We start from the raw sequence: 25,638 nt of genomic DNA, 5'->3' as shown, positions 1-25,638 counted from the left end.
TAATTTGGACAATATTAATCGTTAATCTGAAGTAATGGAGGTTGTGGCGAAATGCCACATGTGGCAAAAGGTTGTGGCAATTATGTCGATGGAGACAAAATGAAGCCTTCTTTCAGAAATGCCGGGCGGTTAATCGGGTCGATACAGTTATCCCTCGTATTGAGCATTGTTGTGCCTTTGCTGGTTATGAGCGGGCTGGCCATTTATCTGGGGTTTGGGGCAGTAGAAAGGGCTTTGAATGATCGCTTGCAAGAAGATCTGGAACTGGTAGCGCGCGCTGCCAGTGGGCCACTGTCGCGGGCAATGCAGGAAAACGACGGGCTGGTGATGGGGGATTCCCTGAAATCGATTTTCCGGATTGGCCGGGTGTCCGGCGCATCGGTGTTTGACAAGAACGGAACCCGTATAGCCAGCCTGGGTCTCGCGGATACCGATGTGGGTAATAGTGCCAGCGCCGAACAGGTCATCAACAGCGGCGAACTTGGGGGTGCTTTTCGATGGGTGGACGGGCAATCCGTATTCTCGCACTTTACGCCCCTGGTGGCCGATGATGGCCGGATTCACGGCCTGTTGCAGATAACCCGCAAACGCAGTGATTTCCATGAGTTGCTCGCATCGAGCCGTATGTGGGCCGTGTCTATCTGGTCGGCGCTGGCGATCACAATCATTCTCGTGGTGGTGCTTGGTCACTACGGCACCGTGGGCCGCCACGTTAGCCGGCTGCTCAGTATTATGGATGGCCTGCCTGAACGTGGTTCGCAACGCCTGCCAGGCGGCTGTCTCGGAGGTGATTTTGTCGCTGCATCGTGACGCGACGGAATGGGAAGTACGGGTAGATGACGATGGCCCAGGCATAGTGCCAGAACACCGGGAAGCTGTGCTTGAGCCCTTTTACAGTACCCGCCCCGCCGGGGAGGGCACAGGGCTGGGGCTGGCGGTGGTCAGCAGCGTACTCAAAGAGCACGGCGGCCGGATTGAAATCGGAACCAACGAATCGGGTGGGTGCAAAATGAGCCTGTTCTGGCCAGTGGAGACCTCAGCATGAACGAATTCAAAGCCACGATCCTGCTGCTGGAGGACGACGCCAGTTTGAGCCAGTTGTTAAGTGAAGAACTTGAGCTGGAGGGTTATCGGGTAACCTGCGCAGCTACGGTAAGCGAAGGCTGTCGACTGCTTGTCGAACAAACGCCAGATCTGGTTGTTTCAGATCTCCGCTTGCCGGACGGGGACGGGCTTGAGCTTCTCAAAGCGGCTCAGGCTGACGGACACAGCCTGCCTTTTATTGTTATTACCGCGTTTGGAACCGTCGATCAGGCCGTCGAGGCATTGAAAGCTGGCGCGGATGATTTTCTGACCAAGCCGCTGTCTACCGATCATCTACGCCTGAAAATACGCCGATTGCTGACCCAAGCCGATCTCAGCCGCCAACTGCAGCAGTATCTCGCGCACAAGGGCGCGGATGAATCTCTTGGTCTGATTGGTGAACATGAGAGCATGGTTCGGCTTCGGTCTGACATTCGCCAGATTGCCCGCAGTGAAGCTGCGGTATTGATTTGTGGCGAAAGCGGCACCGGGAAAGAGTTGGTCGCCAGAGCGATTCACCGGGCCAGCGAGCGGGGCTCCGGGCCCTTCGTGGCGGTTAACTGCGCGGGCATTCCGGGGGAGCTCATGGAGAGCGAATTCTTTGGTCATGAAGCAGGTTCGTTCACGGGCGCCCGTCAGGCCCGCAAAGGCCTGTTCGCCGAAGCCGACGGAGGCACTTTGCTACTGGATGAAATCGGGGAGATGCCCCAGGGCTTGCAGGCGAAGCTGCTGCGGGTGTTGCAAGAAGGCATGGTCAAGCCCGTTGGATCGGATCAGGAAGAACCTGTGAACGTACGAATTCTTGCCGCCACCCATATGGATTTGCTCAAAGCCGTTCGCGAGGGTAGCTTTCGGGAAGATCTCTACTATCGGCTGGAAACCCTTAGCCTGCGGGTTCCGGCGCTGCGGGAGCGGGGTGACGACGTTGATCTGCTCGCCATGCATTTTTTACGAGAGGCGGCGCGGAGGCATCAGCGCGGATTCCTGAAGCTTAGTGACGTAAGCTCCCGCACGTTGATGGACTATCCGTTTCCGGGGAATGTTCGTGAGCTTGCCAGCGCCATCGAGAGGGCCGTTACCTTCTGCGAGGGCGACACCGTTCAGCCAGATCATCTGCCGGAACGGGTTCGCAAGCGCCAGGGCGTTGCGGTAAACCCACAAGCCAAACCCCTCGGTGACAACATCTCTGAATGGCCGACGCTGGAAAATCTGCAGCAGGATTACGTACGCAAAGTGATGCAGGCGGTCAACAGCAATAAACGCCGAGCGGCGCAAATTTTGGGCATTAACCGGCGCACCTTGTACCGGTGGCTGGCCGCAAACGAGTCGGCCAGTGAAGCTGTAGATGCTGGAGGCAATCAAAACCCGCAAAGCACTCGGTTACCAGACCCGCAGGGAGAGTTGTAATGAAGGATCAGAAAACAGCCATGTTGTACGGGCTGGGTACCGTTCTGCTGTGGTCTACCGTTGCGACGGCCTTCAAGCTGGCGCTTGCGGATTTGGCGCCTGTGCAAATGCTGCTGGTTGCCTGCGCCTCATCGGTGCTGGTTATGGGTGTCATCCTTGTGTTGCAAAAGCGCTGGCATCTGGTGTTCTCACTGAGAAAAAAACAATACGTGCAGTCGTTTGGCATGGGCCTGATTAACCCCTGCCTGTATTACTTTCTCTTATTTGGCGCTTTTGACCGGCTTCCTGCCCAAGAGGCCCAGCCGTTGAACTATACCTGGGCGCTGGTTCTTGCGTATCTGTCGGTGCCTTTTTTGGGGCATCGTCTGCGCAGGCTCGATGTCCTTGCGGGGCTGGTGTGCTACGCGGGGGTAGTGGTTATTGCCACGCGCGGCAACGTGACCACGCTGAATTTCTCCGATCCGCTGGGTGTTTCCCTGGCAATCGGCAGTACGCTTGTGTGGGCCTCTTACTGGATTCTTGCGACACGTGACACTCGGGACCCGGTAGTGGGATTGTTCCTGAACTTTCTGTTTGGCCTCCCGGTAATTGCGCTGATCTGCTGGTGGACCGAAGGCCTGGTTTTGCCGGTGACCGGCTCGCTGATCGCAGCTGTCTACGTAGGCACATTTGAGATGGGCATTGCCTTTGTGCTCTGGTCTTACGCCATGAAAAAGGCAGAAAACACCTCCAGAGTGAGCAATCTCATCTTCATCTCGCCGTTTCTGTCGCTTGTTTTCATTTACTTCATTCTGGGTGAGCAGATTCTCCCATCGACTTACATCGGCCTGGTGCTGATCATGGTGGGCCTTTGGGTACAACAGAAAAAGGTGAAGGTAAGGGAACAGGGGCTGAAAGATGGCCAGTGACTGGTTTATCTATATGGTTCGTACCGCCGGTGGTGCGCTCTATACCGGCATTAGCACGGATGTTTCCCGGCGCTTTGCCGAACATCAGGCGGGCGCGCCCAAAGGAGCCCGGAGCCTGAGGGGCAAGTGCCCGCTGGAATTGGTGTTCAGCGCAGTGGCGGGAGATCGCAGCCGGGCGTCAAAGTTGGAATGGCACATCAAACAGTGGCCAAGGCAACGCAAAGAGGCGCTTTTACTCGGTGAAATCAGTCTGCCAGATGCCCTCTGATGTGCGCGCCCGCCGTGTGCACTGCGGCGGCGGCTCTGTCCAACTGGCTGCTGTGTACCTGAAAAACGTGCCAAAGGCTGTTGAACACCTCAAGCTGGGTGTTCACCCCGGCTGTGCTGGCCGCACGGGCGAGTCGCTCGGCATCGTTAAGCAGAATTTCCTGGCTTCCGACCTGGATCAACAGGGGAGGCAAGCCTTCAAGATTTCCAAAAACCGGTGAAAGCAGGGGGTTACGCAGAGATTCCTCGCCAGCGTAGAGTTTCGCAGCGTTTGCTGTCCAGCGCGCTTGCAGAACCGGTTCGCATTCAGGCGAGTAAAGCGTTTCCTGGGTCAGGTCTACCCAGGGCGAAAAAACCGTAAGGGACGCGGGCAGGGGGTGTTGCATATCACGCAAGCGCATGGCCAACGCAATAGCCAATCCACCGCCGGCCGAATCACCGGCGATGGCAATGTGCCCGGGTGCAAATCCTTCCTCAATCAACGCCCGCCAGGCGGCCTCTGCGTCGTCCAGTGCGGCCGGGAAAGGATGCTCCGGTGCAAGGCGGTAATCCGGCGTCACCACCATGCAACCGCAGGCTTTGGCAAGGTGCCCGGCAAGCCCTTTGTGGGTAGCCGCAGAGCCGATGATGTAACCACCGCCGTGCAAATACAGCACGGCGCCGCGCGTGGCCTGGCCAAAAGAGCTTCTGATTACCGGTATGCCCGCCAGTGTGTCGGCCTGGAAGCGACAGCCACGGGGCGCCACGGAGCTCCGGTAGGCCTGGCGTGTAAGCGTGCGTTGAACGGCAATTGGGACGGTTGGGTGAAGAGCCGGCTTGACCAGGCAATTCATGGTTTGTCGCAGCCCGGTTTCAAGAAGATGTTGCAACATCTGTGTTATGCCCCCGCTATGGGTTAGGATTGTGCATCGTAATTCGTATTATCTATCCACGACAGGCGTTTAACTCTACGTGTACTGGAAAACAGATACCATAGAAATACCGGACTGGAATCGTGAATCCCTGCTTGAAAGGCTTGAGCCGTTCGACCCGGAAGGACGGGAAGATCTGAGCGAAGAGATGGTGGCATATTGCCGATTTTATGGCCTTGATCTCTGGGTGGAACACCCGGGTATTGCCTATCATCAGGGCTATATAACGGCGGATCGGCACCAGATTATGGTGCATTATTTCCGATTGCCGGAATCCCGTCCCGGGCGTGGCACTGTGTTTATCCTGCACGGTTACTTTGATCATGTGGGTTTATACAGCCAATTGATTGAGCGTTGTCTCAGCGCGGGTTTCGACGTGTTGACGTATGATCAACCTGGCCACGGGCTCTCCAGCGGGACACCGGCGGCTATCGGCAATTTCCTGGAATATCAGGCGGTGTTGTCAGATGTTATGGCTTGTGCTCGTGAGAAAACCCGTGGGCCATGGTTTGCGGTGGGCCAGAGTACGGGGGGCGCCATACTGATTGACTACCTGCTCTCGAACCACCACTCCGTGGAAACATCGGAGTTCCGTAATGTTGTGTTGTTGGCACCGTTGGTACGGCCTGCAGGCTGGCTCGGCGCAAAAATGCTCCACACGATGGTAAAGCCGTTTATTTCACGGTGGCAGCGTGCGTTTTCAGCGAACAGTGGCAATACTCGTTTTTTGCGCTTCCTGCGAGAAAATGATCCACTGCAGGCAAGAGCCGTTCACGTTGACTGGGTGGGCGCGTTGCGTACCTGGATTCCACACATTGAATCTGCGCGACCGGTCAACTTCCCCGTTACGGTGGTTCAGGGCGAAAAAGACCAGACAGTAGATTGGCAACACAATCTGAGAATTATCCGCAACAAGTTTGCATCGGTAGAGGAAGTGAGGATTGCCGACGGCCGCCATCACTTGGTGAACGAAGCCAAGGATCTGCAGGCAACTGTGTTCAACACCATTATAGATACCTTTGATCATTCATTGGCAGATGACCCTGACGACTATTGATCACTCCAGATGAGTCTTGACCATTCTCGACGCCACAACGAGAGCGCTAAAGGGCTCGAAAGACCCCTGCAACAAAACCAGTAATAAACCCAGCCACAGGAGAATGCTGTGAAGAAAACAATGCTTGCACTAGCAGTAACGACCATGGGCCTCGCCGGTTGTATGACGTATGACCCATACACAGGCGAGCAGAAAACTTCAGATGCCACCAAAGGCAGTATCATTGGTGCGATTGGTGGCGCAGCCGTTGGCGCTGCAACCTCCAGTAAAAGTGACCGTGGCAAGGGCGCGCTGATTGGTGCAGCGAGTGGTGCGGCCGTTGGCGGCGGCATTGGCTATTACATGGACAGGCAAGAAGCCATGTTGCGGCAGAGGCTGGAAGGCAGCGGCGTTCGTGTTGTTCGCAACGGTGATCAGATTGAACTCATCATGCCGGGCAACATCACCTTTGAGTTGAATCAGACCGCCATCCGGGGCGGGTTCACAAACACGCTGGAATCGGTTGTTCTGGTGCTGAAAGAGTTCAACAAAACAATCATTCAGATCGACGGTCATACCGACAGCTCGGGTTCAGACAGCTACAACCAGTTGCTCAGTGAGCGTCGCGCGGGCTCCGTGCGGGACTTCCTCCTGAATCAGGGTATCGAGTCCAGGCGCACTCGCGCGACGGGTTACGGTGAGCGTAAACCTATCGCGTCCAACGATAACGCCGCAGGGCGTGAACAGAACCGTCGCGTCGAGCTGACGCTGGTTCCTATGCAGTAACGCGACTACTCCGGTCCGGCCTGGCCGGGCAAAAAAAGCTCCGCGACCTTTTGGTGGCGGAGCTTTTTTGCTTTCTCTGACCGGCGTTTATACCGAGCGCCGCCTAGAACAGCACCCGACCGCGAATGGTGCCTTTTACCTGGAGCAGTTTCTCCAGAGCAAGTTCGCCGTAGGCCTTGTCTACATCAATCACCACGTAGCCAATGTCTTGTTTGGTTTGCAGATATTGGCCGCAAACGTTGATGCCGTTCTCGGAGAACACCTGGTTTATTTCCGACATCACGCCCGGCACGTTCTCATGAATGTGCAGCAAACGGTGCTGGTTCGGGTGTGAGGGCAGAGCCACTTCCGGAAAGTTCACCGACGACACCGAGGTGCCGTTGTCGCTATACATAGCGAGCTTCTCAGCTACTTCGCGCCCGATGTTTTCTTGGGCTTCGATGGTGGAGCCGCCTACGTGTGGCGTCAGAATAACGTTGTCGAACTCACGCAGTGGAGAAACGAATTCTTCGTTATTGGACTTGGGCTCGACCGGGAAAACGTCAATCGCAGCGCCCAGCAGCTTGCCGCTTCTCAGGGATTCTGCAAGTGCCTCGATATCCACGACGGAGCCTCGTGATGCATTCATCAGGATAGAATCAGGCTTCATCTGGGCCAACTGCTCGGCCTTGAACATGTACTTGGTGGCCGGTGTTTCGGGAACGTGCAAACTCACAACATCGGCAATGTTGAGCAGTTCCTGCAGGGTTCCTACCTGGGTTGCATTGCCGATCGGCAGCTTGGACACTACGTCGTAGAAGTACACGTCCATGCCCAGGCTTTCGGCCAGAACGCTGAACTGGGTGCCTATGTTGCCGTAACCGATGATGCCCAGCTTTTTGCCGCGAATCTCGTAGCTGTTTTTGGCCGATTTCTGCCAATCGCCACGGTGGGCACTGGCATTTTTTTCCGGAACGCCGCGCAGTAGCAGGATAGCCTGCGCCAAAACCAGTTCCGCAACACTGCGGGTGTTAGAAAAAGGCGCATTGAACACCGCGATGCCGCGACGTGTCGCTGCGTGCAGATCAACCTGATTAGTGCCAATGCAGAAACAGCCCACTGCAACCAGCTTTTTGGCAGCCTCGAACACCTTGGCAGTCAACTGAGTGCGAGAGCGAAGGCCTATAAAATGCGCATCGGCAATCTTCTCTATAAGGTCTTCCTCGGACAGCGAGTGACTGAGGGACTCAATGTTGGTGTAGCCTGCAGCATTCAGAGTATCCAGTGCGGTCTGATGCACGCCTTCCAGCAGTAGAATGCGGATTTTGCTCTTTTCGAGAGACGTCGTTGACATGGGCTTTGCTTCCGAACCTTTCGTCGCATGAAGTGACCTGCGGCCAGTGGTCGTTGGGGCTGGCTCGCAGAACAGGGGCAGTATGATACCATAAAAGCAACTTTTCACAGTGTCCCGGTTCGCCTGAATCAAGCGAACCTGGAACTTTTAATCCAGAGCCACCGCCCGACCCTGACGAGACTGATGACTTCATGAACTCTGAACAGATCATTGTTGCCCTGAAAGAGCTTGTAGCCGCCGGCGACGCGCCCGCAAAGGTGCTGACGGACCCAGCGGATCTCGACACTTACGGCAAGGATTGGACGCGAATTTATGAGCCAAACCCACTGGCCATCGTGCTCCCGAAAACCACTGAGCAGGTTCAGGCACTGGTGAAGTTTGCCAACGAAAACCGTGTGGCACTGGTGCCCTCCGGTGGCCGAACGGGCCTGAGTGCGGGCGCTGTGGCCGCTAACGGCGAGGTGGTTGTTGCATTCGACAACATGAACCAGATTCTGGATTTCAGCGCCAGTGACCGATTGGTTCACTGCCAGGCCGGCGTTGTGACCCAGCAACTGCAGAGTTTTGCCGAAGAGAACAACCTTTACTACCCGGTCGATTTTGCCTCCGCCGGCTCCAGCCAGCTTGGGGGTAATCTCTCCACCAACGCGGGCGGTATCAAGGTGATCCGCTACGGCATGAGCCGCGACTGGGTCGCCGGCCTCAAAGTGGTAACCGGCAAGGGCGACATTCTTGATCTGAATAAAGACCTTGCGAAAAACAACACCGGCTACGACCTGCGCCATCTGTTTATCGGCGCCGAAGGAACCCTGGGCTTTATTACCGAAGTCACCATGAAGCTCACGCGCCAGCCAGATAACCTGACGGTACTGGTGCTCGGGCTGAACGATCTTGGCAACACCATGGACGTGCTCAAAACCTTCCAGAGTGGCCTGGACCTGACCGCCTACGAATTCTTCTCGCACCAGGCTATGGGGCATGTCCTGGCCCACGGACAGGTGCCGGCGCCGTTTGAAACCGAAGCGCCGTATTATGCCTTGTTGGAGTTTGAATCGACGTCTGATCAGGTAATGGACGACGCCATGGGCCTGTTCGAGCAGTGCATGGAAAACGGCTGGGTGCTGGACGGCGTGATCAGCCAGAGCGAAACTCAGGCCCGGAACCTGTGGCAGCTGCGCGAGCGCATCTCGGAATCCATCGCCCCCCGCACCCCATACAAGAACGACATTTCCGTTGTGGTTTCTAAAGTGCCGGGATTTCTGCAGGAAATTGACGAGTTGGTGACTGCACAGTACCCGGATTTTGAAATCATCTGGTTCGGCCACATTGGCGATGGCAACCTGCACCTCAACATCCTCAAACCGGAAGACATGGCAAAGGAAGACTTCTTCGAAAAGTGCCAGCAGGTCAACAAGTGGGTGTTTGAAATCGTCGAAAAGTACCAGGGCAGCGTCTCCGCCGAACACGGCGTAGGCATGACCAAAAAGCCCTACTTGCATTACACCCGCAGCGAAGCAGAAATTGCCTATCTGAGAGGCATCAAACAGGTATTTGACCCCAACGGCATCATCAACCCCGGCAAGATCTTCGACTGATGCAAACGTACAAAGTGTGCTAAAAAACGCCTTAGCAAGATAGGCACCGACAGGGTGTAGCGCTCAAAACTGTGCGTAGCCATGAATGGCGGAGCCAAGCGCACAGGGACGTATTCACAGCGTGTTTTGAACGCTACACCCTGTCGATGCCGTTACCACTAAAGCCAGAAAATCAGTCAGGCCCGCCAAGATACCCACGAAGCTCCTCGCCAAACGCCGCCTGAACCCCCAGCCGCTTCAGCATCCAGTAATGCCCCGCAATCATCCGGTCGATAAAAATACTCTCAACCGGCGGCTTGAACGAATCCAGATACTTGAACACCGTGCTCGTCTTGGCTGCCACATGCTTGTGAATACTGGACTCGCCAAAGTCATAGGGTTGCTCGGAATTGAACGGCACCACAAGAATATCCCGCCACATAGCGTAATACGCCTCATCAATAGCAGGTTGGCTCCCCACTCGGGCGCCCAGATCAATCAAGTACGCATCAAGAGCTTTATAATCCTGATCCAGCGCCGCGATGATGGCATTGCGATACGCCTCAACAATCTCCGGCTTCAGTTTTTTAACACAGCCAAAGTCATACATAACGATGCTGCCATCGGGCCGATACGCAAAGTTCCCCGCGTGCGGGTCGCCATGGATGCATTGGAACCGGAATAGCTGATCTGCCATGGTGGTAAACATACGATGACCAATCAGATTGATCGTGGCCTGATCGTAGCGCTCCGGCGTAACCTCGTTAACGTGATCGCCTTCCTCCAGCCCCAGCGTCAGCACATGACGGGTCGAGTGGCTGAGGATCACGGAAGGAATAACGACCCAGGAATCTTTCTTGTGAAACTCCCGGAACAGGTCAATATTGCGGGCTTCATTCTCGTAATCCAGCTCTTCCTGAAGGCGCTCCCGAATCTCCGTGAACAGCTGATCTACCGACTCTTTCGGCATTTTCAGGAGGCCGCCCAGCTTCAGAGCCAGGCGTAGCTGTTTCAGGTCGGAATCGCACGATTCATCCACACCCGGATACTGCACCTTTACGATGACATCGGTGCCGTCGTGTAACCGGGCGCGGTGCACCTGGCCGATCGATGCAGCGGCATAGGGGGTCTCCTGCAGATACTCGAACAGCTCGCCTACCGGCTTTCCCAGTTCCATCTCTATCTGTTCAAGAATGATTTCGAACGGCATGGGAGGCGCTTCTTTCTGCAGCTTTTGGAGCGCATCAGAAAACTCTCGGGGCAGGAAATCCTGGGTCTGGGAAGCAATCTGGCCCACCTTCATAGCCGCGCCTTTCATCTCACCGAGGGTGTCGGTAATGCGGTTTGCCATGCGGGTGTAGCTTTCACTGCGGGCGCCGTCGTCGTTTTCATTGCTGAACAGGCTGCGGGCTTTCTGACCGGCATACTGTCCCGCTACCGAGGCCGTCATGCCGGCAAGCTTGAAGAATCGACCACTGCGCGAGGTAACCGGTTTTTTTGCCATGCCTGACTATACGTGCTCCCGAAAAAGAAAGATTGTGTCAGCTCACGTTAAACCACTTTGGTGGAGACAGACAACTGGTCCTCCAGTTGTAGCGACAGGGTTTGTCCTGAGCGCAGCGGGCCCACGCCACTGGGGGTGCCAGTGAGCACTACATCGCCGGGCAACAGCGTGAAATGGCGGCTTATATGAGCCAGCAGCGGAACGATAGGGAAAATCATATCCCCGGTGTCGCCGCTTTGCTGTCTCTGCTCATCGATGTCCAGATTGAAGGTGATGCAGTCGTTACCGAAATACTCCACCGCCACAAACGGAGACAAGGGGCAGGCGCCATCAAAGGCTTTTGCCCGTTCCCAGGGATGGCCTTTCTCTTTGAGCTGACTTTGCAGATCCCGAAGGGTCAGGTCCAACGCCAGCCCGTAGCCGAGAATGGCTGACTGAGCGTCGCTCTCCGATGCGTTGGTGAGGGGTTTGCCTATCAATACCGCCAGCTCGGTTTCGAAGTGCACTTGGCCCTGATTGGCGGAAAGCGCCAGAGGACGTGTTACGTGCACCGCAGACGTGGCGGGCTTTATGAACAGCAGGGGTTCCGCGGGTACCGGGTTGTTGAGCTCTTTGGCGTGGTCCGCGTAATTCCGGCCAACGCAGACAATCTTTCCCAGCGGCAGGTGCACAGGTGTGCCGTCTTTCCAGTGGTGTTGATAACGATCCATGGTGTTCTCCCGATGCTCTTTAAACACGTCCTAAAACTTAAACACGTCTCAAAACGTCCCGGAGGCGCCGTCTCTATTCGCCCTCAAACGAGCACACAGTATAGACCTTCAAGCCCTCTTCCTGCAGCTTGGCGGAACCTCCAAGGTCGGGAAGATCGATCATTGCGGCAACTTCTATAATGTCTGCGCCAATACGGCGGATCAACCGACTGGCGGCCAGCATGGTGCCACCGGTCGCAATCAAATCATCGACTAGCACAACCTTGTCACCGGGTTTGAGCGCATCTTCGTGGAGCTCTACGGAGGCGGTTCCATACTCCAGTTCGTAGTCCTCCACCAGCGTATCAAACGGCAACTTGCCCTTTTTGCGCACCAGCACCAAAGAGGCATTGAGCTCATAAGCCAGGGCCGATCCAATAATGAACCCCCGAGCATCCACCGCGGCCACCGCATCAATCTTGTGGCCGTGGTAGCGATGAACGAAAGCGTCAATCAGCTTCCGGAAGGCTGTTTTGTCTTGCAGAACGGTGGTGATATCACGAAACGTGACACCGGGCTTGGGCCAGTCCGGCACCGTACGGATTGCTTGTTTAATGCTGTTGGAAAAGTAATCCATAGGAAATCAGGCTCTGGGTCTGCGCGCAGCTCAGGCTGCGTCAAGAAAGATGAATTTCAGAATGAAAATAATGGCGATCACCACCACGCTGACGTTCAGATCCGACCAGCGACCGCTCAAAGCCTTGATGACGGCATACGTGATGAAGCCCAGTGCAATGCCGTTGGCGATTGAAAACGTCAGCGGCATCATCAGTGCTGTAACCACTGCCGGCGCGGCCTCTGTGATGTCATCCCAGTCTATCAGTTTCAGCCCGCTGGCCATCAACACCGCAACGTACAGCAACGCCGGCGCTGTGGCATACGCCGGAATAATGCTGGCAATGGGAGACAGCAAAAGGCACGCGAGGAAGAGAACGGCAACCACCACGGCGGTCAGGCCGGTGCGCCCACCGGCCGAAATACCTGCGGTAGACTCGATGTAACTGGTGGTGGTTGAGGTGCCGAGAGCGGCACCGGACATAGTGGCTACCGAGTCAGACATCAGGGCCCGGCCCAGGCGTGGAAGTTTGCCGTCTTTGTCGAGCAGTCCGCCGCGTTGAGCGGCGCCAATCAGCGTGCCCGAGGTGTCAAACAGATCCACAAACAGAAAGGCGAACACAATGCTGATCATGCCAACGTTCAGGGCGCCGGCGATATCCAGCTGCATGAACGTAGGCGCAAGGCTTGGCGGAGCGGAAACCAGACCGTTGTATTCGACCATGCCCAACATCATTGCAATGGCTGTTACGGCAATAATGCCAATCATGACCGCACCGGTTATGCGCCGGAACGACAAAGCACAAATCACGACAAACCCGCCAAAAAACAGCAGGCTCTCTGCCGATTTTAATTCACCAAGGCCAATCAGAGTGCCAGGATTGGCAACCACTACACCGGCGTTTTTCAGGGCAATCAGCGCCAGGAAAAAGCCGATGCCCGCGGAAATTCCAAAACGCAGGGACATGGGAATGCTGTTAATGATCCACTCGCGGATCTTGAAAATGCTGAGCAGGAAGAAGATCAGGCCCGAGAGAAATACGGCGCCAAGCGCGACTTGCCAGCTGTACCCGAGGTTGCCCACAACGGTATACGCGAAAAATGCGTTCAGGCCCATGCCCGGCGCCAGGGCAATCGGGTAGTTAGCCCACAGTCCCATAATCAGGGTGCCGATGGCGGCAGCCAAACAAGTAGCAACGAATACCGCACCGGCGTCCATGCCTGTGGAAGACATAATGCTGGGGTTGACCACAATAATGTATGCCATGGTCAAGAAGGTGGTAATGCCCGCAACCAGTTCTTTACGAACGTTGGTGCCGTGGGCCTGGAGTTGGAACAGTCGTTCGAGCATGTCGGGTGTCGGCCTCTCGGGGTATCAGAGTGTGGGATGTCAGTTTTGCGTTGGATCACGCTGTAAGCGGATGTCGAATCGCACCGCAGCCATTCGAACAATAACAATAAAGAGCAGGCCAATCGCCAGCGCAAGCACTTCGCTTTGCAACGCCCACTGGCACAGAAAATAAAGCCAGCAGCCGGCGAACGAAATAGACGCATAAATCTGATCTTTGCGGAAAATGAAGGGTACTTCGTTGCAAATAGTGTCGCGCAAGGCGCCACCAAATGTACCTGTCATCACGCCAAGCAGTGAGGCGATAAACCATGAGTGGCCCATATCGAGAGCCAGTTGCGCACCGAGTATCGAGAAGGTACCGAGCCCGATGGCATCCGGAAATACAATCCAGGATTCGCGAATACGCTCTGAACGCTTCCAGTAGCTGAATACAATCGCCATGGCGAGAATAAGGATGGGTTGTTCTTCGTGCTTGATCCAGTAAACCGGATGATTCGCCATGATGAGATCACGGAGGGTTCCACCCCCAAGGGCGGTAATAAATGCGATGGTGAAAACCCCGACGGGATCCATGTTCTTCGAACGCGCAACCACCATGCCGGATATGGCAAAGGCAATAATTCCAATCATTTCAAGCGAATAAACAACGTCGAACATAGCGGATTCTGACTGGGAGGCGGATGCTTTCTGAGTAGTCTGTAACAAGAGTGAGGAGGATAGCGGAAAACCGCTTTTGATTCATCCCGAATAGCGATTCGAAGAGCCTGTTTTCGCCGGCGTCTATGATCCATAACAGCGTCCCTGGACGTACTCTGCTGTCTGCTTCCCGTTAATCCGATATACGGAGTTTCTGATATGCCTCTCACGCGTCTGGCCTATGCCAGTGAAGCCACGTTCGCACCCAAACCAGTAGAGCAGGGTGTTGAGCCCCACGTTGCCCGAATTCTCATGGCGTCGCGCCGGAATAACGGCAAGTGCGACCTCGTCGGGGGTCTCTATTACGGGGATAATCGATTCTTTCAATATCTGGAAGGTGAAGAAGAGGATGTTCGAAAAACCTATGAGCGCATCAAGCAGGACAGCAGGCATCGCACTATCGTCAAATTGATGGATGAGCCCCTTGAGGCACGAACGTTCAGCAATTGGTCCATGAAGTACGTGCCGCTCTCAACGGACGTTCGTCGATTTCTGGCAAGCCATAACCTGGATAGTTTTAATCCTGCATCGTTCACCTCCGGGCAATGCGAAGAAATGATCGGATTGGTTCGCAGCGCCAGTCAAAACCAGAAGTCGGTTAATCCGAATGACCGGAACGCACCGAAACAAAAGGCACAGGCCTATTCCTGGAAACTGCGCATGGGCCTGCTCGCTGCGGCTGCCTGCCTGCTGGGAGCGCTGATTTATGCTGGTACGATGCTGTAAGCCCTAACGCCTTTAGCGATAACGCTCTGGCCAACAATGCTCCAACCAACAACGATCCACACAACGCCACAACTATAAACAATCTTTATTCAGATGGATAAAAGAGATTTATTTGCTTCATGGGGTGACTCTGTTTAGCTTGATTGAAACCACGAACGGGCAGAATCTCTGTCCTGTCAGAATCAAACAGCAGCATCGTTGCAGGAGTTTCCGTGAAAGCCATCCTCTGTAAAGAATACGGCCCGGCTGAAAAGCTCGTAATTGAAGACGTACCGAGCCCTGAAGCCAAAGGTCGCGGTGTTAAAGTCCGCGTGAAAGCAGCCGGGCTGAACTTTCCTGACACGCTTATTATCGAAGGTAAATACCAGCTCAAGCCGACCATGCCATTCTCTCCCGGCGGCGAAATGTCCGGTGAAGTCATTGCGATAGGCGACAAGGTAACCCGCTTCAAGGTGGGCGACCGAGTGGCCGGCCTGACCGGTTACGGCGCTTTTGCCGAAGAAGTCATCGTGCCCGAGCACAACCTGCTTCCGGTGCCAGAAGGCATGAGCGACGAGAAAGCCGCGGCGTTTACCATGGTTTACGGCACGTCCTATTACGCCCTCAAACAGCGCGCCAACATCCAGCCTGGCGAAAGCCTTCTGGTTCTGGGCGCCAGCGGCGGTGTAGGCCTTGCTACGATAGAGTTGGGCAAAGCCATGGGCGCCCACGTTATTGCTGCTGCCAGCTCAGCGGAGAAGCTTGAAGTTGCCAGAGCGGCGGGCGCAGATGAGCTGATCAACTACACCGAAGAGCCGTTGAAAGACGCGGTAAAGCGCCTGACGAACAGCAAGGGCGTGGACGTGATTTACGACCCCGTAGGCGGCGATTTCACCGAGCAGGCGTTGCGCGCCATGGCCTGGAACGGTCGCCACTTGATCATCGGCTTTGCTGCGGGGGATATCCCGAAAATTCCGGCGAATCTGACACTTCTGAAAGGTTGTTCGGTTGTTGGCGTGTTCTGGGGCAGTTTCACCCAGCGCGAGCCAGAAACGAGCGCCCAGAACATGATGGATTTGATGAAGCTTTATGCCGAAGGCAAAATCGACCCAAACATCAGCGAAGTGTTTGAGTTCGAGGATTACGCCAAGGCTCTGAGGGCGCTGAGTGAGCGGCGTGCTACTGGCAAGGTGGTGCTTAAGGTTGGCTCCTGAGTTCTCGTAGCCTTTTAGTTTTGGCGCAAAGCAGCGACTGAAAGGCTAGAGCCGATTTCAGAAGTTAAACATGCCAGCATCAATATCCGTAATCAGCTCAGGGGTTAGTTGAATGTAACCCTCGGTTTTTGGCAGCCAAGCGAAAACGTGCTCACTGGGCCGCGCCAGAGCGTAACCGGCTTTCTGGATATCCACCTTGCGATACTTGAACGTGCCGGTTTTCTCGATGGCGTGGGTAATGCGCACAAACACCGGAACCGCATACGCTGGCAGGTTGGCCCGCATGAATGCCAGCAGTTTGTTGATTTCAAAGGTGCGACTGTTCGGTACCAGCGTCACCATGCCGGCTTTGCCGCTGGTTTTCGGGATCTCCACGCCGTAGACGATAGCTTCCTCGACCATTCCCGAGCCGTCGATGATGTTTTCCACTTCGTTGGTTGAAACGTTCTCGCCTTTCCAGCGAAACGTATCCCCCATACGGTCCACGAACTGCAGATGGCGACAGCCGATGTCTCTCAGCACATCGCCAGTGTTGAACCAGGAATCTCCTCTTCTAAAGGCATCGCGCAGGATGGATTTCTCCGTGGCGTCTTTCTGAGTGTAACCCTCAAAACCCCACTTTTTCGTGATCTCACCGATGAGCAGTCCTGGATCACCTTTCGTTACTTCCTGCAGGATGCCGTTGCGGTTCCGAATTGGGTCGCGGGTGCCGTCATGGAATTTCACCAGTTTGTACGGCGCGGTAGACAAGCCGACGGTTTTGTTCAGGTTGAAGAAGTTGCTGAAGCCGATGTTGCCCTCGCTGGACGCATAGAGCTCTGCAATGGTTTCAATACCGAACCGGTCTTTGAACTCTTTCCAGATAGACGGGCGCAAGCCGTTGCCGAGCATTCTGGTTAGCCGGTGGTTGCGGTCCTGATCGCTGGGCGGCTGGTTGAGCAGGTAACGGCAGAGTTCGCCGATGTAGCCAAAGACGGTGGCATCATAGCGGCGCACGTCGTCCCAGAAGGCGCTGGCAGAGAATTTTCGGCGCAGGGCAAAGGCAGATCCGCCGGCGAGTACCGAGCCCCAGCAAACCACAAGCCCGGTGCCGTGATACAGCGGTAGGGCGCAGTAGAAGACGTCTTCCGGCTTCATGGCCAGAGACATCAGGCCAAAGCCGCCATAGGCTTTCAGGAACTTGTTGTGGGAGGCAGGGGCGGCCTTAGGCAGACCTGTGGTGCCGGAGGTGAACAGGTAAATCGCTATGTCTCCGGTTCTGGGCGGATCGCTCAGAACGGGGTCTTCGCTGTTAAATGTGCTGATCTGCTGCGCCATGTTGGCGTAGCCCGAGGGGGCATCGCCGAAGGCGTTGAGGGTATTGGTGTCGGCAAGGAATAAAAAAGGCGTGGGATGGTCGGGCTGAAGGCCTGCTTTAATCCCATCAAAGGCAGGTATCAGCTCCTCACCAATCACCATCATTTTCGGCTTGATCAGGTTGACGCTGTGTTTCAGTACGTTGCCTTTCTGGGAGGCGTTCAGCATTGCGCAGGCAACCCCGATCTTGGCTGCGCCCGCCACCACTGCCAGAATTTCCGGACGATTTTCAAGGAATACAGCGATGGAATCGCCTTTTTTCAGCCCCTGTGCCAGAAAGTAACCGGCAATGCGGTTGGCCCAGGCGTTGAAGTCACCCCAGGTGATGCGGCAATCCTCAAAAAGAATTGCCGGCCTGTTCCCGTGCTTTTCAGCGTTGTTTTCAACCAGGGTCCCGAGGGTAAGGGTATTCTGCGCGTCCTTGATCGAGTAGTAATAGTACCCTTTTGCAATAGTCGGGAATCTTTTGAATATTCCCGGCAGGCTGCGCACGATGTCCATCGCTGTAACGTTGTCGTGGTCCATGGGCTTTCCGTAAGGTATTTTTATAATGTGTTTAGGGCCTTGGGATAACCTCGCCTTAAGGCTGGTCCAGGTAAAGATCTGGCAATAGGGGCTTATCACCCGCTATGTACCGGTATCTCTCGAAATCGGTGACGCCGTCTTGGCGGAGCACGTCTTCGTCAATCAGGTTTTGGCCGGTCATCTCGTCTAACGATCGATTCAGGATGCTAACGGTCGCATCGGCCATGATTTCCGGCGTTCTGCCCTGTGCCATCAATTGCTCGCCACCCACTTCATATTGAATGGCGGCGGTCGCGATGAGCGTTTTGGGCCAAAGAGTGTTCACGGCAATTCCGTAACGCCGGAATTCCTGTGCCATGCCGATACTGATCATGGTCATCGCGTATTTTGTTGAGGTATAAGGCCCGAACTGCGCGAACCATTTTGGATCCAGGTTCAGTGGCGGCGACATGCTCAGAATATGGCCACGACCGGTTTTTTTGAGCCAGGGCAGGGCAGCCTGGCTGCAGGCAAGTACTGCGCGGGCGTTCACTTGGTGCATTAGGTCGAAGCGGCTGATCTTCAGGTTTTCTACGCCGGTCAGGCGTATGGCGCCGGCGTTATTGATCAATGCATCAAGGCCGCCAAAGTGCTCGGCGGCCTCATCGATACGCTGTTTTATCTGTTTTTCATCGCGCACGTCGAGAACCAAAGGCAGCGCCTGGCCACCTGCCGCACGAACCTCTTCGGCTACTGTGTGAATGGTGCCTGGCAGCTTAGGGTGTGGTGTGTCTGACTTCGCCGCGATGACAACATTGGCGCCCTGGCGGGCACAGGCAATAGCGATCTGACGGCCGATACCCCGGCTGGCGCCGGTAATAAAGATGGTTTGGTTTTTCAGTGTGTTCATTTTTTGTTCTCCGATTCGGATGCTTCGTCGATGGTCACTTCCACCAGTAACTGATTGCGCCTGACCTGATCGCCTTTGCGAGTCAGAACCTGGGCAACAACCCCGTCACAGTCTGCTTTCACCGGGTGCTCCATTTTCATGGCTTCCAGTATGACGAGGGTTTCACCCTGGCGAACGGTTTGGCCGGGCTCGACCAGTACGTCGATAATGGCGCCGTCCATTGAAGCTGGAATGCGCCCGTTGCCTTCTCCGTTGGCGCCGGCGGCTGGCTGGTGAGTAAGATCCGTCACTGACCACGATTTTCCGAATGCCTGCAAATGAAGAGAATCTCCGTCGCGGTGATAGTGACAACGCTGACGAATACCCTTGTCGACAACGCACAAGAGGCCGTTCTGGATGCTGGCTATGGTCAATTCATAGTGTTCATGGCCGAGACGGGCGGAGAGATTTTGGCCGTTGCTTTGCACCAATAACTCAACGGTCTCACCTCCGGTTTCAAGCTTCATGGGGGTGTGGGTAGCCGGTGCGTTGCTCCAGGCTTCCTGGCCACTGGTGCCATGGGCCAATACGCAGGCTGCAAGTGCGAGCTGGCGGATTTGCGTCTTCGCCGGCTGCAGTGATGGGTCTGCGCTGAAGGACTGCTGCAGGAACGCGGTGGTGGCCTCGCCGGCACCAAACGTGCTGTCTGCGATGATGCGGCTAAGGAAATACCGGTTGGTTGTCAGGCCAAAAATGGTGGTGTCTTCCAAGGCCCGGATCAACCGACGACGGGCTTCATCACGGTTTTCGCCCCAGGCGATAACCTTCGCAAGCATGGGGTCGTAGTGTGGCGTTACCTCATCACCGGAACGCACGCCTGTGTCATAGCGCAGGCCTTCGCCCTCTGCCGGCTGAAAGACATGCAGCGGGCCGGTTTGGGGTGTGAAGCCATTGGCGGGATCTTCCGCGTAAAGCCGGACTTCAATGGCGTGGCCGTTCAGTTCAATATCGTTCTGAGCCAGTGGCAGCGGTAGGCCTTCGGCAACCGAGAGCTGCCAGGCCACCAGATCCTGCCCGGTGATCAGTTCGGTAACCGGATGTTCTACCTGCAGGCGCGTGTTCATTTCCAGGAAGTAGAAGTTACGGTCTTTGTCGACGAGAAATTCGACGGTACCCGCGCCTTCGTAGTTGCAGGCAAGGGCCGCTGTTACGGCGGCGTCGCCCATGGCGGCCCGAAGTTCGGGTGTCACAAAGGGCGAGGGCGCTTCTTCGACCACCTTCTGGTGCCGACGCTGTACCGAACAGTCCCGCTCGCCAAGGTAAACGGCGTTGCCGTGACGGTCGGCGAAGACCTGTATTTCGATATGGCGGGGTTCGATGACGGCTTTTTCGAGGATCAGTTCGTCGTCGCCAAAGGCTTGTTTGGATTCGGATCTGGCGCGTTTGATGTTGTCGGCCAGTTCGGATTCTTGATGCACCAGGCGCATGCCCCGGCCACCGCCGCCGGCGGAGGCTTTGATCATCAGCGGGTAGCCGATGTCCGCTGCTGCGGCGATCAGTTCGTCATCGCCTGCGTTGTCGCCTTCGTAACCGGGAACCACGGGTACGCCGGCTTTTTGCATGGCGATTTTTGAGCGTCGCTTGCTACCCATGAGTTCGATGGCGCTGGCCGGCGGGCCTACGAATACGATGCCGGCTGCTTTGCAGGCATTGGAGAAGCCAGCATTTTCAGAGAGAAAGCCGTAGCCAGGGTGGATGCAATCTGCGCCGGTTTTGCGGGCGGCATCGAGTATGGCGTCAGCATTGAGGTAAGACGCCGCCACTTGCGCTGGGCCTATGCAAACGGCTTCATCTGCCAGTTCGGTGTGCATTGCGTTGGCGTCTGCCTCGGAGTAGACGGCCACGGTGCGGTATCCGAGGGCTTTGGCGGTGCGAATAACCCGGACTGCGATTTCGCCCCGGTTCGCTATCAGTAATTTTTTCAGCATGGCGTATTTCTCTTAATCGGTACAAGGCCGCAATCAATGGTTTTCGTCTGCCCAAGCTGGCGGGCGTTTTTGCATGAACGCCATGGTGCCTTCGGCGCCTTCGCTGCTTCGGACGGCTGCTGTGAACATTTCAGCGGCGCTGTCGAGTAATCTACTCATGGGCTCGTGGCCTACTCGGTGGAGCAGGGCTTTGGTTTGGGCTGTTGCGTTTGGCGCGCAATGGCGAATGCGATCCAGTGCCTTGGCTAACATGTCGTTCAGTTCTTCATCCGATGCAGCGGCTTGGTGAACGATGCCCAGTGCGCAGGCTTCTTCTGCTCCGATTCTTAATCCAAGTAGCGCAAGTCGACGGGCCTGGGTCAGGCCGATGCGTTCTACGACAAACGGTGCGATCTGCGCCGGGATGATGCCCAGGGACGTTTCCGGCATGCCGAACTTGGCTGTGGGGCCGGCGATGGCGACGTCTGACACGCAGGCCAAGCCAAAGCCGCCACCCATAACGGCGCCTTCGGTGATGGCAATGACGACTTTGGAGGATTCGTTTACCTGCTGGATCATCTGCCCGAAGGCACGGTTGAGGCGGTAGAACGGGTCGGTTTCGCCTTCACCGGCTTTGTGGTTGCGGGCGCCAGCCATGTCTTTGATGTCGCCGCCGGCACAGAAATGTCCACCGGAACCGCGGATAACCAAGGCGCGTATGCTGGGATTAGATTCCACTTCGGTGAATATCGCGGACAGCTCGGCAACCATCTGCAGGCTCATGGCGTTCCGGGAGTTCGGCCGGTTGATGGTTATGTGCAGGGCTGCCCCCTGTTTTTCCAGAAGCAGTGTGTCGCAATGAGGCAAGGTTTCCATCGGTAGACTCCACGAACATTATTTTGGGGCCGGTAGTCCGGTCTGGCACCTGAGTTCAGCTTTTGCGCTTGCCAGGCAAAGTGCCCATCATCTTGCAAATAATCCCCAGCATGATTTCATCGGCACCACCGCCAATAGACACCAGCCGAACATCACGAAAGGCACGGGATACGGGGTTGTCCCACATATAACCGTTGCCACCCCAGTACTGCAGACAGCTGTCGGTAACCTCACGCCCGAGGCGGCCGGCCTTCAGTTTGGCCATGGACGCGAGCTTGGTCACTTCCTTGCCTTCAATGTGCAGTTCGCAGGCCTGATAGGTGAGGGCGCGCAGGGCCTCTACTTCGGTTTGCAATTCGGCCAGGCGGAAGTGAATCACCTGGTTGTCGATCAGCGGAATCCCGAACGTCTTGCGCTCGCGACAGTAATCAATGGTCTGATTGATGCAGTTTTCCAGCGCTTTGATCACGTTGGCGGCACCCCACAAACGCTCTTCCTGGAACTGCAGCATTTGCATCATGAAGCCCGTACCTTCGGCGCCAATTCTGTAACGCTGTGGCACGCGAACGTCGTCAAAGAAGATCTGAGCGGTCTCGGAAGAGCGCATGCCCAGCTTGTTCAGGTGCGGGCTCATGGTGATGCCCGGCGTGTTCATGGGCACGATAATCAGGGATTTGTTCTTGTGCGGCTTGTCGTCGCTGGTGTTGGCCAGCAGGCAAATAAAGTCGGCTTTCGGACTGTTGGTGATCCACATTTTGGAGCCGTTGATGATGTAGTCATCGCCGTCTTTTTTGGCGTTGGTTTTCATGCCCGCCACGTCGGAACCTGCACCGACTTCACTCACGCCAATGCAGCCGACCATGTCGCCGGCGATAGCCGGTGCCAGAAATTTTCGCTTCAGTTCGTCAGAGCCAAAGCGAGCAATGGCCGGCGTGCACATGTCGGTTTGCACACCAACGGCCAGGGGTACGCCGCCGCAATTGGCCATGCCCAGTTCTTCAGCCGCTACGAGGTTGTAGCTGTAATCCAGCCCCATGCCGCCGTATTCTTCGGGCTTTTGAATGCCGAGCAAGCCCAAATCGCCCATTTTCTTGAATATTTCACGAATGGGGAACTCGCCGGCTTCTTCCCACGCGTCGCAATGGGGGTTGATTTCTTTTTGCACGAAATCGCGGACGGTTTTTCTCAGGGCTTCGTGTTCGGCTGTGAATTTCACGTTTTGTTCTCCTGATAATTAGTTCTTGCCTGCCTCTCTTGGCGCAGGTTCTTTGACTCGGGTTGCGACTGTGGGGGTAGGCTTTCAGAAAACCGCTACAAGCACGTCCGTGTGCGCTTGACTCCGGCCATCCATGGCCTCCGACATTTTCTGAAAGCCTACCCCCACAGCCGCTTATGTCTGCAACTGCACTGCTACCTGCTAACAATTTTCAGTTTCAATGGTTGTTCGATTCCAGACACCATTATTTGAATCTCTTAGAGGCGGGCTACGCCAAATGTATTGGGCCGTAATTGCCGGATTTCGGCTTCGCGGCATACGTCCAGAACCAGCGCGATAACGCGCCGTGTATCCCGTGGATCAATCAGGCCGTCGTCCCAGAGCCGGGCTGTACCGAACAGGGCTGTGGAACCGTCTTCCAGTTTCTTGGCCGTCGCTTGCTCCAGAAAGTCCAGAGTCTTCGGATCAGGCTCTATGCCGCTGCGCCTCTGTTTGTCCTCAGCCACTATGCGCATCACTTTGCCGGCCTGGGCCGGGCCCATGACGGCGGTTCGGCTGTTGGGCCAGGCGAAGATGAAGCGTGGGTCCAGGCCGCGGCCACACATGGCGTAGTTACCTGCACCGTAGGAACCACCGATCACGATTGCGACTTTTGGCACCCGGCAGTTGGCCACTGCCTGAATCATTTTTGAGCCGTGTTTGATGATGCCGTTCTGCTCTGAGTGGGTGCCCACCATGAAGCCGGTGGTGTTGTGCAGGAACAGAAGGGGCGTGCCAGCCTGGTCGCAGAGTTGGATGAATTGAGCGGCTTTTGCGCTTCCGGCCGGGGTGATCGGGCCGTTGTTGCCGACGATGCCAACGGAGTGACCCTCAATGCGGATGGTGCCGCATACGGTCTGGTCGTCGAACTCATTTTTGAAATCCAGGAACTTTGAGCCATCGGCAATGCGCGCCAGGATTTCACGCACGTCGTAAGGTTTTTTGGAATCTGAGGGAATAACCCCTAGCAGCTCTTCCGCCGGGTGCAGGGGCTTGTCCCACTTTAGTTCGCGTTGCACTGGAAGCTGCTCGTTCCACGGCAGAGCTTCCAGAATGTTTCTGGCTTGGCGAATGCCGTCTGCGTCGTCTTCGGCCAGGTATTCGGCGGTGCCGGCGACCTGTGCGTGCATTTGGGCACCGCCGAGTTCTTCGGCATCGGCTACTTCGCCGGTTGCGGCTTTCAGCAGTGGCGGGCCGGCCAGGAACATTTTGGCCTGGCCACGGATAGCGATCACGTAGTCAGATAAACCCGGCTGGTAGGCGCCGCCTGCGGTTGCGTTGCCGTGTACGATGGTAACCTGTGGCAGCCCGGCGGCGGACATGCGCGCCTGGTTGGCGAAGCCGCGCGCGCCCTGCACAAAAATGTCGGTGGCGTAGTTCAGGTTGGCCCCGCCGCTTTCCGAGAGGGAAACAACCGGCAGTTTGTTTTCTTTGGCAATTTGCTGCAGACGCAGGGTTTTATCCAGGCCTGCAGGCGTGATGGTGCCGCCTTTGATGGCGCTGTTGCTGGCGACCACAAGGCAGCGAATGCCGCTGACGGTGCCGATGCCGGCGATGATGTTGCCGCCGGCCATGCTGCCGTCTTTGTCGTCGTGCATCTTGTAGCCGGCCAGGGAACACAGCTCCAGAAACGGCGTGCCGCGATCCAGTAAGCGGTTAATGCGATCCCGGGGCAGCAGTTTTCCGCGCGTGGTGAACTTTTCCCTTGCCGCTTCCGCCAGGTCGAGCACCTGTTGCTCAACATCGCGGAAGGTTTGAATGTGCGCGCTCATGGCAACCGTGTTACCGCGGAACTCATCGGATTGCGGGTTAACGCTGGTTTGAAGTGTTTGCATAAAAACTCCTCAATCCTCGCTGAGTACTTTTGGTGTGACCGCCCGATGGAAACCGTTGTAAGGTTCGTTATTCTTGGCCTTGGGAAACGGCCACACGCGCCCGCCTTGTGACGCAGCGCCATCAATGCGCAGGCAGTCGCCGGTTATAAAGGCTGCGCCAGGGCTGAGTAAAAAACAGATGGCCGAGCTCACTTCCGATTCCGTGCCCATGCGTTTAATGGGCACATTGTCGCCAAGGCTGCGAATCCACTGCTTCATATGCTCGGGGTAGCTGTCCATGCCGCTGGAGGCGATCCAGCCCGGCGCCACCGCATTCACACGAACGCCGCAGGTGGCCCACTCCACGGCGGCTGTCTGGGTGAAGTTCACCATGCCAGCCCTTGCGGCGCCTGAGTGACCCATGCCGGGCATGCCACCCCACATGTCGGCCACAATGTTCACGATGGCGCCACCGGTTTTTAACAATGCCTGGTTGTAAGCCTCTCTCGCCATCAGAAACCCGCCGGTTAAATTGGTGCGAACAACCGTCTCCCAACCTTTCTGGTTAATACCTGCCAGCGGAGAGGGGAACTGGCCACCGGCGTTGTTGACCAAGCCGTTCAGACCACCGTGTTCCTCGATGATGGCTTTTACGGTGGCTTTTACAGAGTCTTCCTCACGGATATCGCATACGTGAGCTGATGCAATGCCGCCGTCTTCAAGTATTTCTGCTTTTACGGCTTCAACTTTTTCGACTTTACGGCCCACCAGCGCAACCCGGGCGCCCAGGGAGGCGAGTTCGTGTGCGGTGCAGCGGCCGATACCGGAGCCGCCGCCGGTTACGATAAATGTTTGACCCTTGAACAGGTCAGGGTGAAAAACGGATTGATAGCTCATG

The 25,638-nt window shown here is 56.1% G+C and carries 24 protein-coding genes; 10 read left to right on the top strand and 14 right to left on the bottom strand.

Going from position 1 to position 25,638, the window contains the following annotated elements; genetic code table 11:
- Positions 1–99 precede the first annotated feature (99 nt).
- The 5 genes from ENI00_RS16910 to ENI00_RS16890 are packed head-to-tail and all read left to right on the top strand — an operon-like array spanning position 100 to position 3,666.
- Positions 100–810 (top strand): hypothetical protein, encoded by a 711-nt coding sequence (locus ENI00_RS16910; RefSeq protein WP_304104940.1) that lies wholly within the window; start codon positions 100–102, stop codon positions 808–810.
- A complete protein-coding gene (locus tag ENI00_RS16905; protein ID WP_304104938.1) occupies positions 794–1,045 on the top strand; it encodes an ATP-binding protein in 252 nt (83 codons plus the stop codon). Before ENI00_RS16910 ends, ENI00_RS16905 begins: the two co-directional genes overlap by 17 nt.
- Positions 1,042–2,490: a sigma-54-dependent transcriptional regulator gene (locus ENI00_RS16900; protein ID WP_304104935.1), complete on the top strand. Its 1,449-nt coding sequence runs from the start codon at positions 1,042–1,044 to the stop codon at positions 2,488–2,490. The genes ENI00_RS16905 and ENI00_RS16900 overlap by 4 nt, the downstream gene beginning before the upstream one ends.
- Complete coding sequence (locus ENI00_RS16895) at positions 2,490–3,398, top strand: DMT family transporter (RefSeq protein ID WP_304104932.1); 909 nt, start codon at positions 2,490–2,492, stop codon at positions 3,396–3,398. The genes ENI00_RS16900 and ENI00_RS16895 overlap by 1 nt, the downstream gene beginning before the upstream one ends.
- Positions 3,388–3,666, top strand: a complete 279-nt coding sequence (locus ENI00_RS16890; protein ID WP_304104929.1) for a GIY-YIG nuclease family protein — start codon at positions 3,388–3,390, stop codon at positions 3,664–3,666. The genes ENI00_RS16895 and ENI00_RS16890 overlap by 11 nt, the downstream gene beginning before the upstream one ends.
- Here the strand turns inward: ENI00_RS16890 and ENI00_RS16885 are convergent.
- Complete coding sequence (locus tag ENI00_RS16885) at positions 3,644–4,537, bottom strand: alpha/beta hydrolase (RefSeq protein ID WP_304104926.1); 894 nt, start codon at positions 4,535–4,537, stop codon at positions 3,644–3,646. The genes ENI00_RS16890 and ENI00_RS16885 overlap by 23 nt on opposite strands.
- Positions 4,538–4,616: 79 nt before the next feature.
- Here ENI00_RS16885 and ENI00_RS16880 point away from each other — a divergent pair, with 79 nt between their 5' ends.
- Complete coding sequence (locus tag ENI00_RS16880) at positions 4,617–5,633, top strand: alpha/beta hydrolase (RefSeq protein ID WP_304104923.1); 1,017 nt, start codon at positions 4,617–4,619, stop codon at positions 5,631–5,633.
- 108 nt (positions 5,634–5,741) lie between these two features.
- On the top strand, positions 5,742–6,398 hold the full coding sequence (locus tag ENI00_RS16875) for an OmpA family protein (RefSeq protein ID WP_304104921.1): 657 nt from the start codon (positions 5,742–5,744) through the stop codon (positions 6,396–6,398).
- A gap of 103 nt (positions 6,399–6,501) precedes the next feature.
- Here the strand turns inward: ENI00_RS16875 and serA are convergent, their stop codons facing one another.
- Positions 6,502–7,731 (bottom strand): phosphoglycerate dehydrogenase, encoded by a 1,230-nt coding sequence (gene serA / locus ENI00_RS16870; protein WP_304104919.1) that lies wholly within the window; start codon positions 7,729–7,731, stop codon positions 6,502–6,504.
- A 191-nt stretch (positions 7,732–7,922) separates the two neighbouring features.
- On the opposite strand from serA, the gene ENI00_RS16865 reads away from it, so the two are divergent.
- The gene (locus tag ENI00_RS16865; RefSeq protein ID WP_304104917.1) at positions 7,923–9,326 is read left to right on the top strand and encodes an FAD-binding oxidoreductase; all 1,404 of its coding nucleotides are present in this window, start codon (positions 7,923–7,925) and stop codon (positions 9,324–9,326) included.
- A 172-nt stretch (positions 9,327–9,498) separates the two neighbouring features.
- Here the strand turns inward: ENI00_RS16865 and ENI00_RS16860 are convergent, their stop codons facing one another.
- The 5 genes from ENI00_RS16860 to ENI00_RS16840 all read right to left on the bottom strand — a co-directional run bounded on the left by ENI00_RS16860 (position 9,499) and on the right by ENI00_RS16840 (position 14,121).
- Positions 9,499–10,809, bottom strand: coding sequence for an ABC1 kinase family protein (locus ENI00_RS16860; protein ID WP_304104914.1), 1,311 nt, complete (start codon positions 10,807–10,809; stop codon positions 9,499–9,501).
- A 47-nt stretch (positions 10,810–10,856) separates the two neighbouring features.
- Positions 10,857–11,519 (bottom strand): fumarylacetoacetate hydrolase family protein, encoded by a 663-nt coding sequence (locus ENI00_RS16855; protein ID WP_304104911.1) that lies wholly within the window; start codon positions 11,517–11,519, stop codon positions 10,857–10,859.
- A 73-nt stretch (positions 11,520–11,592) separates the two neighbouring features.
- Positions 11,593–12,135, bottom strand: coding sequence for an adenine phosphoribosyltransferase (locus ENI00_RS16850; RefSeq protein ID WP_304104908.1), 543 nt, complete (start codon positions 12,133–12,135; stop codon positions 11,593–11,595).
- 30 nt (positions 12,136–12,165) lie between these two features.
- Positions 12,166–13,464, bottom strand: coding sequence for an NCS2 family permease (locus tag ENI00_RS16845; RefSeq protein WP_304104904.1), 1,299 nt, complete (start codon positions 13,462–13,464; stop codon positions 12,166–12,168).
- 39 nt (positions 13,465–13,503) lie between these two features.
- A complete protein-coding gene (locus ENI00_RS16840) occupies positions 13,504–14,121 on the bottom strand; it encodes a trimeric intracellular cation channel family protein (protein ID WP_304104902.1) in 618 nt (205 codons plus the stop codon).
- A 198-nt stretch (positions 14,122–14,319) separates the two neighbouring features.
- Here ENI00_RS16840 and ENI00_RS16835 point away from each other — a divergent pair, with 198 nt between their 5' ends.
- Both ENI00_RS16835 and ENI00_RS16830 read left to right on the top strand, forming a co-directional pair.
- Positions 14,320–14,886, top strand: coding sequence for a BLUF domain-containing protein (locus ENI00_RS16835; protein WP_304104900.1), 567 nt, complete (start codon positions 14,320–14,322; stop codon positions 14,884–14,886).
- A 212-nt stretch (positions 14,887–15,098) separates the two neighbouring features.
- Positions 15,099–16,079, top strand: coding sequence for an NADPH:quinone oxidoreductase family protein (locus tag ENI00_RS16830; protein ID WP_304104896.1), 981 nt, complete (start codon positions 15,099–15,101; stop codon positions 16,077–16,079).
- 57 nt (positions 16,080–16,136) lie between these two features.
- Here the strand turns inward: ENI00_RS16830 and ENI00_RS16825 are convergent, their stop codons facing one another.
- The 7 genes from ENI00_RS16825 to ENI00_RS16795 all read right to left on the bottom strand — a co-directional run bounded on the left by ENI00_RS16825 (position 16,137) and on the right by ENI00_RS16795 (position 25,637).
- Positions 16,137–17,960 (bottom strand): long-chain-acyl-CoA synthetase, encoded by a 1,824-nt coding sequence (locus ENI00_RS16825; RefSeq protein WP_304104893.1) that lies wholly within the window; start codon positions 17,958–17,960, stop codon positions 16,137–16,139.
- Between the two features lie 55 nt (positions 17,961–18,015).
- Positions 18,016–18,849, bottom strand: a complete 834-nt coding sequence (locus ENI00_RS16820; RefSeq protein ID WP_304104891.1) for an SDR family oxidoreductase — start codon at positions 18,847–18,849, stop codon at positions 18,016–18,018.
- Positions 18,846–20,816, bottom strand: a complete 1,971-nt coding sequence (locus ENI00_RS16815; protein WP_304104887.1) for an acetyl/propionyl/methylcrotonyl-CoA carboxylase subunit alpha — start codon at positions 20,814–20,816, stop codon at positions 18,846–18,848. The genes ENI00_RS16820 and ENI00_RS16815 overlap by 4 nt, the downstream gene beginning before the upstream one ends.
- Positions 20,817–20,849: 33 nt before the next feature.
- The gene (locus ENI00_RS16810; RefSeq protein ID WP_304104884.1) at positions 20,850–21,671 is read right to left on the bottom strand and encodes an enoyl-CoA hydratase/isomerase family protein; all 822 of its coding nucleotides are present in this window, start codon (positions 21,669–21,671) and stop codon (positions 20,850–20,852) included.
- 55 nt (positions 21,672–21,726) lie between these two features.
- Entirely contained in the window at positions 21,727–22,887 is a 1,161-nt protein-coding gene (locus ENI00_RS16805; RefSeq protein ID WP_304104881.1) for an acyl-CoA dehydrogenase family protein, read from the bottom strand.
- Between the two features lie 257 nt (positions 22,888–23,144).
- Entirely contained in the window at positions 23,145–24,761 is a 1,617-nt protein-coding gene (locus ENI00_RS16800) for an acyl-CoA carboxylase subunit beta (RefSeq protein WP_304104878.1), read from the bottom strand.
- A 9-nt stretch (positions 24,762–24,770) separates the two neighbouring features.
- On the bottom strand, positions 24,771–25,637 hold the full coding sequence (locus ENI00_RS16795; RefSeq protein ID WP_304104875.1) for an SDR family oxidoreductase: 867 nt from the start codon (positions 25,635–25,637) through the stop codon (positions 24,771–24,773).
- Between the last annotated feature and the right edge of the window lies 1 nt (position 25,638).

Origin of the sequence: Marinobacter antarcticus, assembly GCF_011049865.1 — a bacterium.
In the GTDB taxonomy this organism is placed as follows: Bacteria; Pseudomonadota; Gammaproteobacteria; order Pseudomonadales; family Oleiphilaceae; genus Marinobacter; species Marinobacter antarcticus_A.
The sequence above is the reverse complement of the archived record's forward strand: the minus strand, read 5'-3'. Positions and strand labels throughout refer to the sequence as shown.

What these genes read in the sequence shown, in the direction of transcription:
- ENI00_RS16910 (WP_304104940.1), top strand. Translation starts at nt 100, where the DNA reads ATGAAGCCTTCTTTCAGAAATGCCGGGCGGTTAATCGGGTCGATACAG.
- ENI00_RS16900 (WP_304104935.1), top strand. Translation starts at nt 1,042, where the DNA reads ATGAACGAATTCAAAGCCACGATCCTGCTGCTGGAGGACGACGCCAGT.
- ENI00_RS16895 (WP_304104932.1), top strand. Translation starts at nt 2,490, where the DNA reads ATGAAGGATCAGAAAACAGCCATGTTGTACGGGCTGGGTACCGTTCTG.
- ENI00_RS16890 (WP_304104929.1), top strand. Translation starts at nt 3,388, where the DNA reads ATGGCCAGTGACTGGTTTATCTATATGGTTCGTACCGCCGGTGGTGCG.
- ENI00_RS16885 (WP_304104926.1), bottom strand. Translation starts at nt 4,537, where the DNA reads ATGTTGCAACATCTTCTTGAAACCGGGCTGCGACAAACCATGAATTGC.
- serA (WP_304104919.1), bottom strand. Translation starts at nt 7,731, where the DNA reads ATGTCAACGACGTCTCTCGAAAAGAGCAAAATCCGCATTCTACTGCTG.
- ENI00_RS16865 (WP_304104917.1), top strand. Translation starts at nt 7,923, where the DNA reads ATGAACTCTGAACAGATCATTGTTGCCCTGAAAGAGCTTGTAGCCGCC.
- ENI00_RS16860 (WP_304104914.1), bottom strand. Translation starts at nt 10,809, where the DNA reads ATGGCAAAAAAACCGGTTACCTCGCGCAGTGGTCGATTCTTCAAGCTT.
- ENI00_RS16855 (WP_304104911.1), bottom strand. Translation starts at nt 11,519, where the DNA reads ATGGATCGTTATCAACACCACTGGAAAGACGGCACACCTGTGCACCTG.
- ENI00_RS16850 (WP_304104908.1), bottom strand. Translation starts at nt 12,135, where the DNA reads ATGGATTACTTTTCCAACAGCATTAAACAAGCAATCCGTACGGTGCCG.
- ENI00_RS16845 (WP_304104904.1), bottom strand. Translation starts at nt 13,464, where the DNA reads ATGCTCGAACGACTGTTCCAACTCCAGGCCCACGGCACCAACGTTCGT.
- ENI00_RS16840 (WP_304104902.1), bottom strand. Translation starts at nt 14,121, where the DNA reads ATGTTCGACGTTGTTTATTCGCTTGAAATGATTGGAATTATTGCCTTT.
- ENI00_RS16835 (WP_304104900.1), top strand. Translation starts at nt 14,320, where the DNA reads ATGCCTCTCACGCGTCTGGCCTATGCCAGTGAAGCCACGTTCGCACCC.
- ENI00_RS16825 (WP_304104893.1), bottom strand. Translation starts at nt 17,960, where the DNA reads ATGGACCACGACAACGTTACAGCGATGGACATCGTGCGCAGCCTGCCG.
- ENI00_RS16820 (WP_304104891.1), bottom strand. Translation starts at nt 18,849, where the DNA reads ATGAACACACTGAAAAACCAAACCATCTTTATTACCGGCGCCAGCCGG.
- ENI00_RS16815 (WP_304104887.1), bottom strand. Translation starts at nt 20,816, where the DNA reads ATGCTGAAAAAATTACTGATAGCGAACCGGGGCGAAATCGCAGTCCGG.
- ENI00_RS16810 (WP_304104884.1), bottom strand. Translation starts at nt 21,671, where the DNA reads ATGGAAACCTTGCCTCATTGCGACACACTGCTTCTGGAAAAACAGGGG.
- ENI00_RS16800 (WP_304104878.1), bottom strand. Translation starts at nt 24,761, where the DNA reads ATGCAAACACTTCAAACCAGCGTTAACCCGCAATCCGATGAGTTCCGC.
- ENI00_RS16795 (WP_304104875.1), bottom strand. Translation starts at nt 25,637, where the DNA reads ATGAGCTATCAATCCGTTTTTCACCCTGACCTGTTCAAGGGTCAAACA.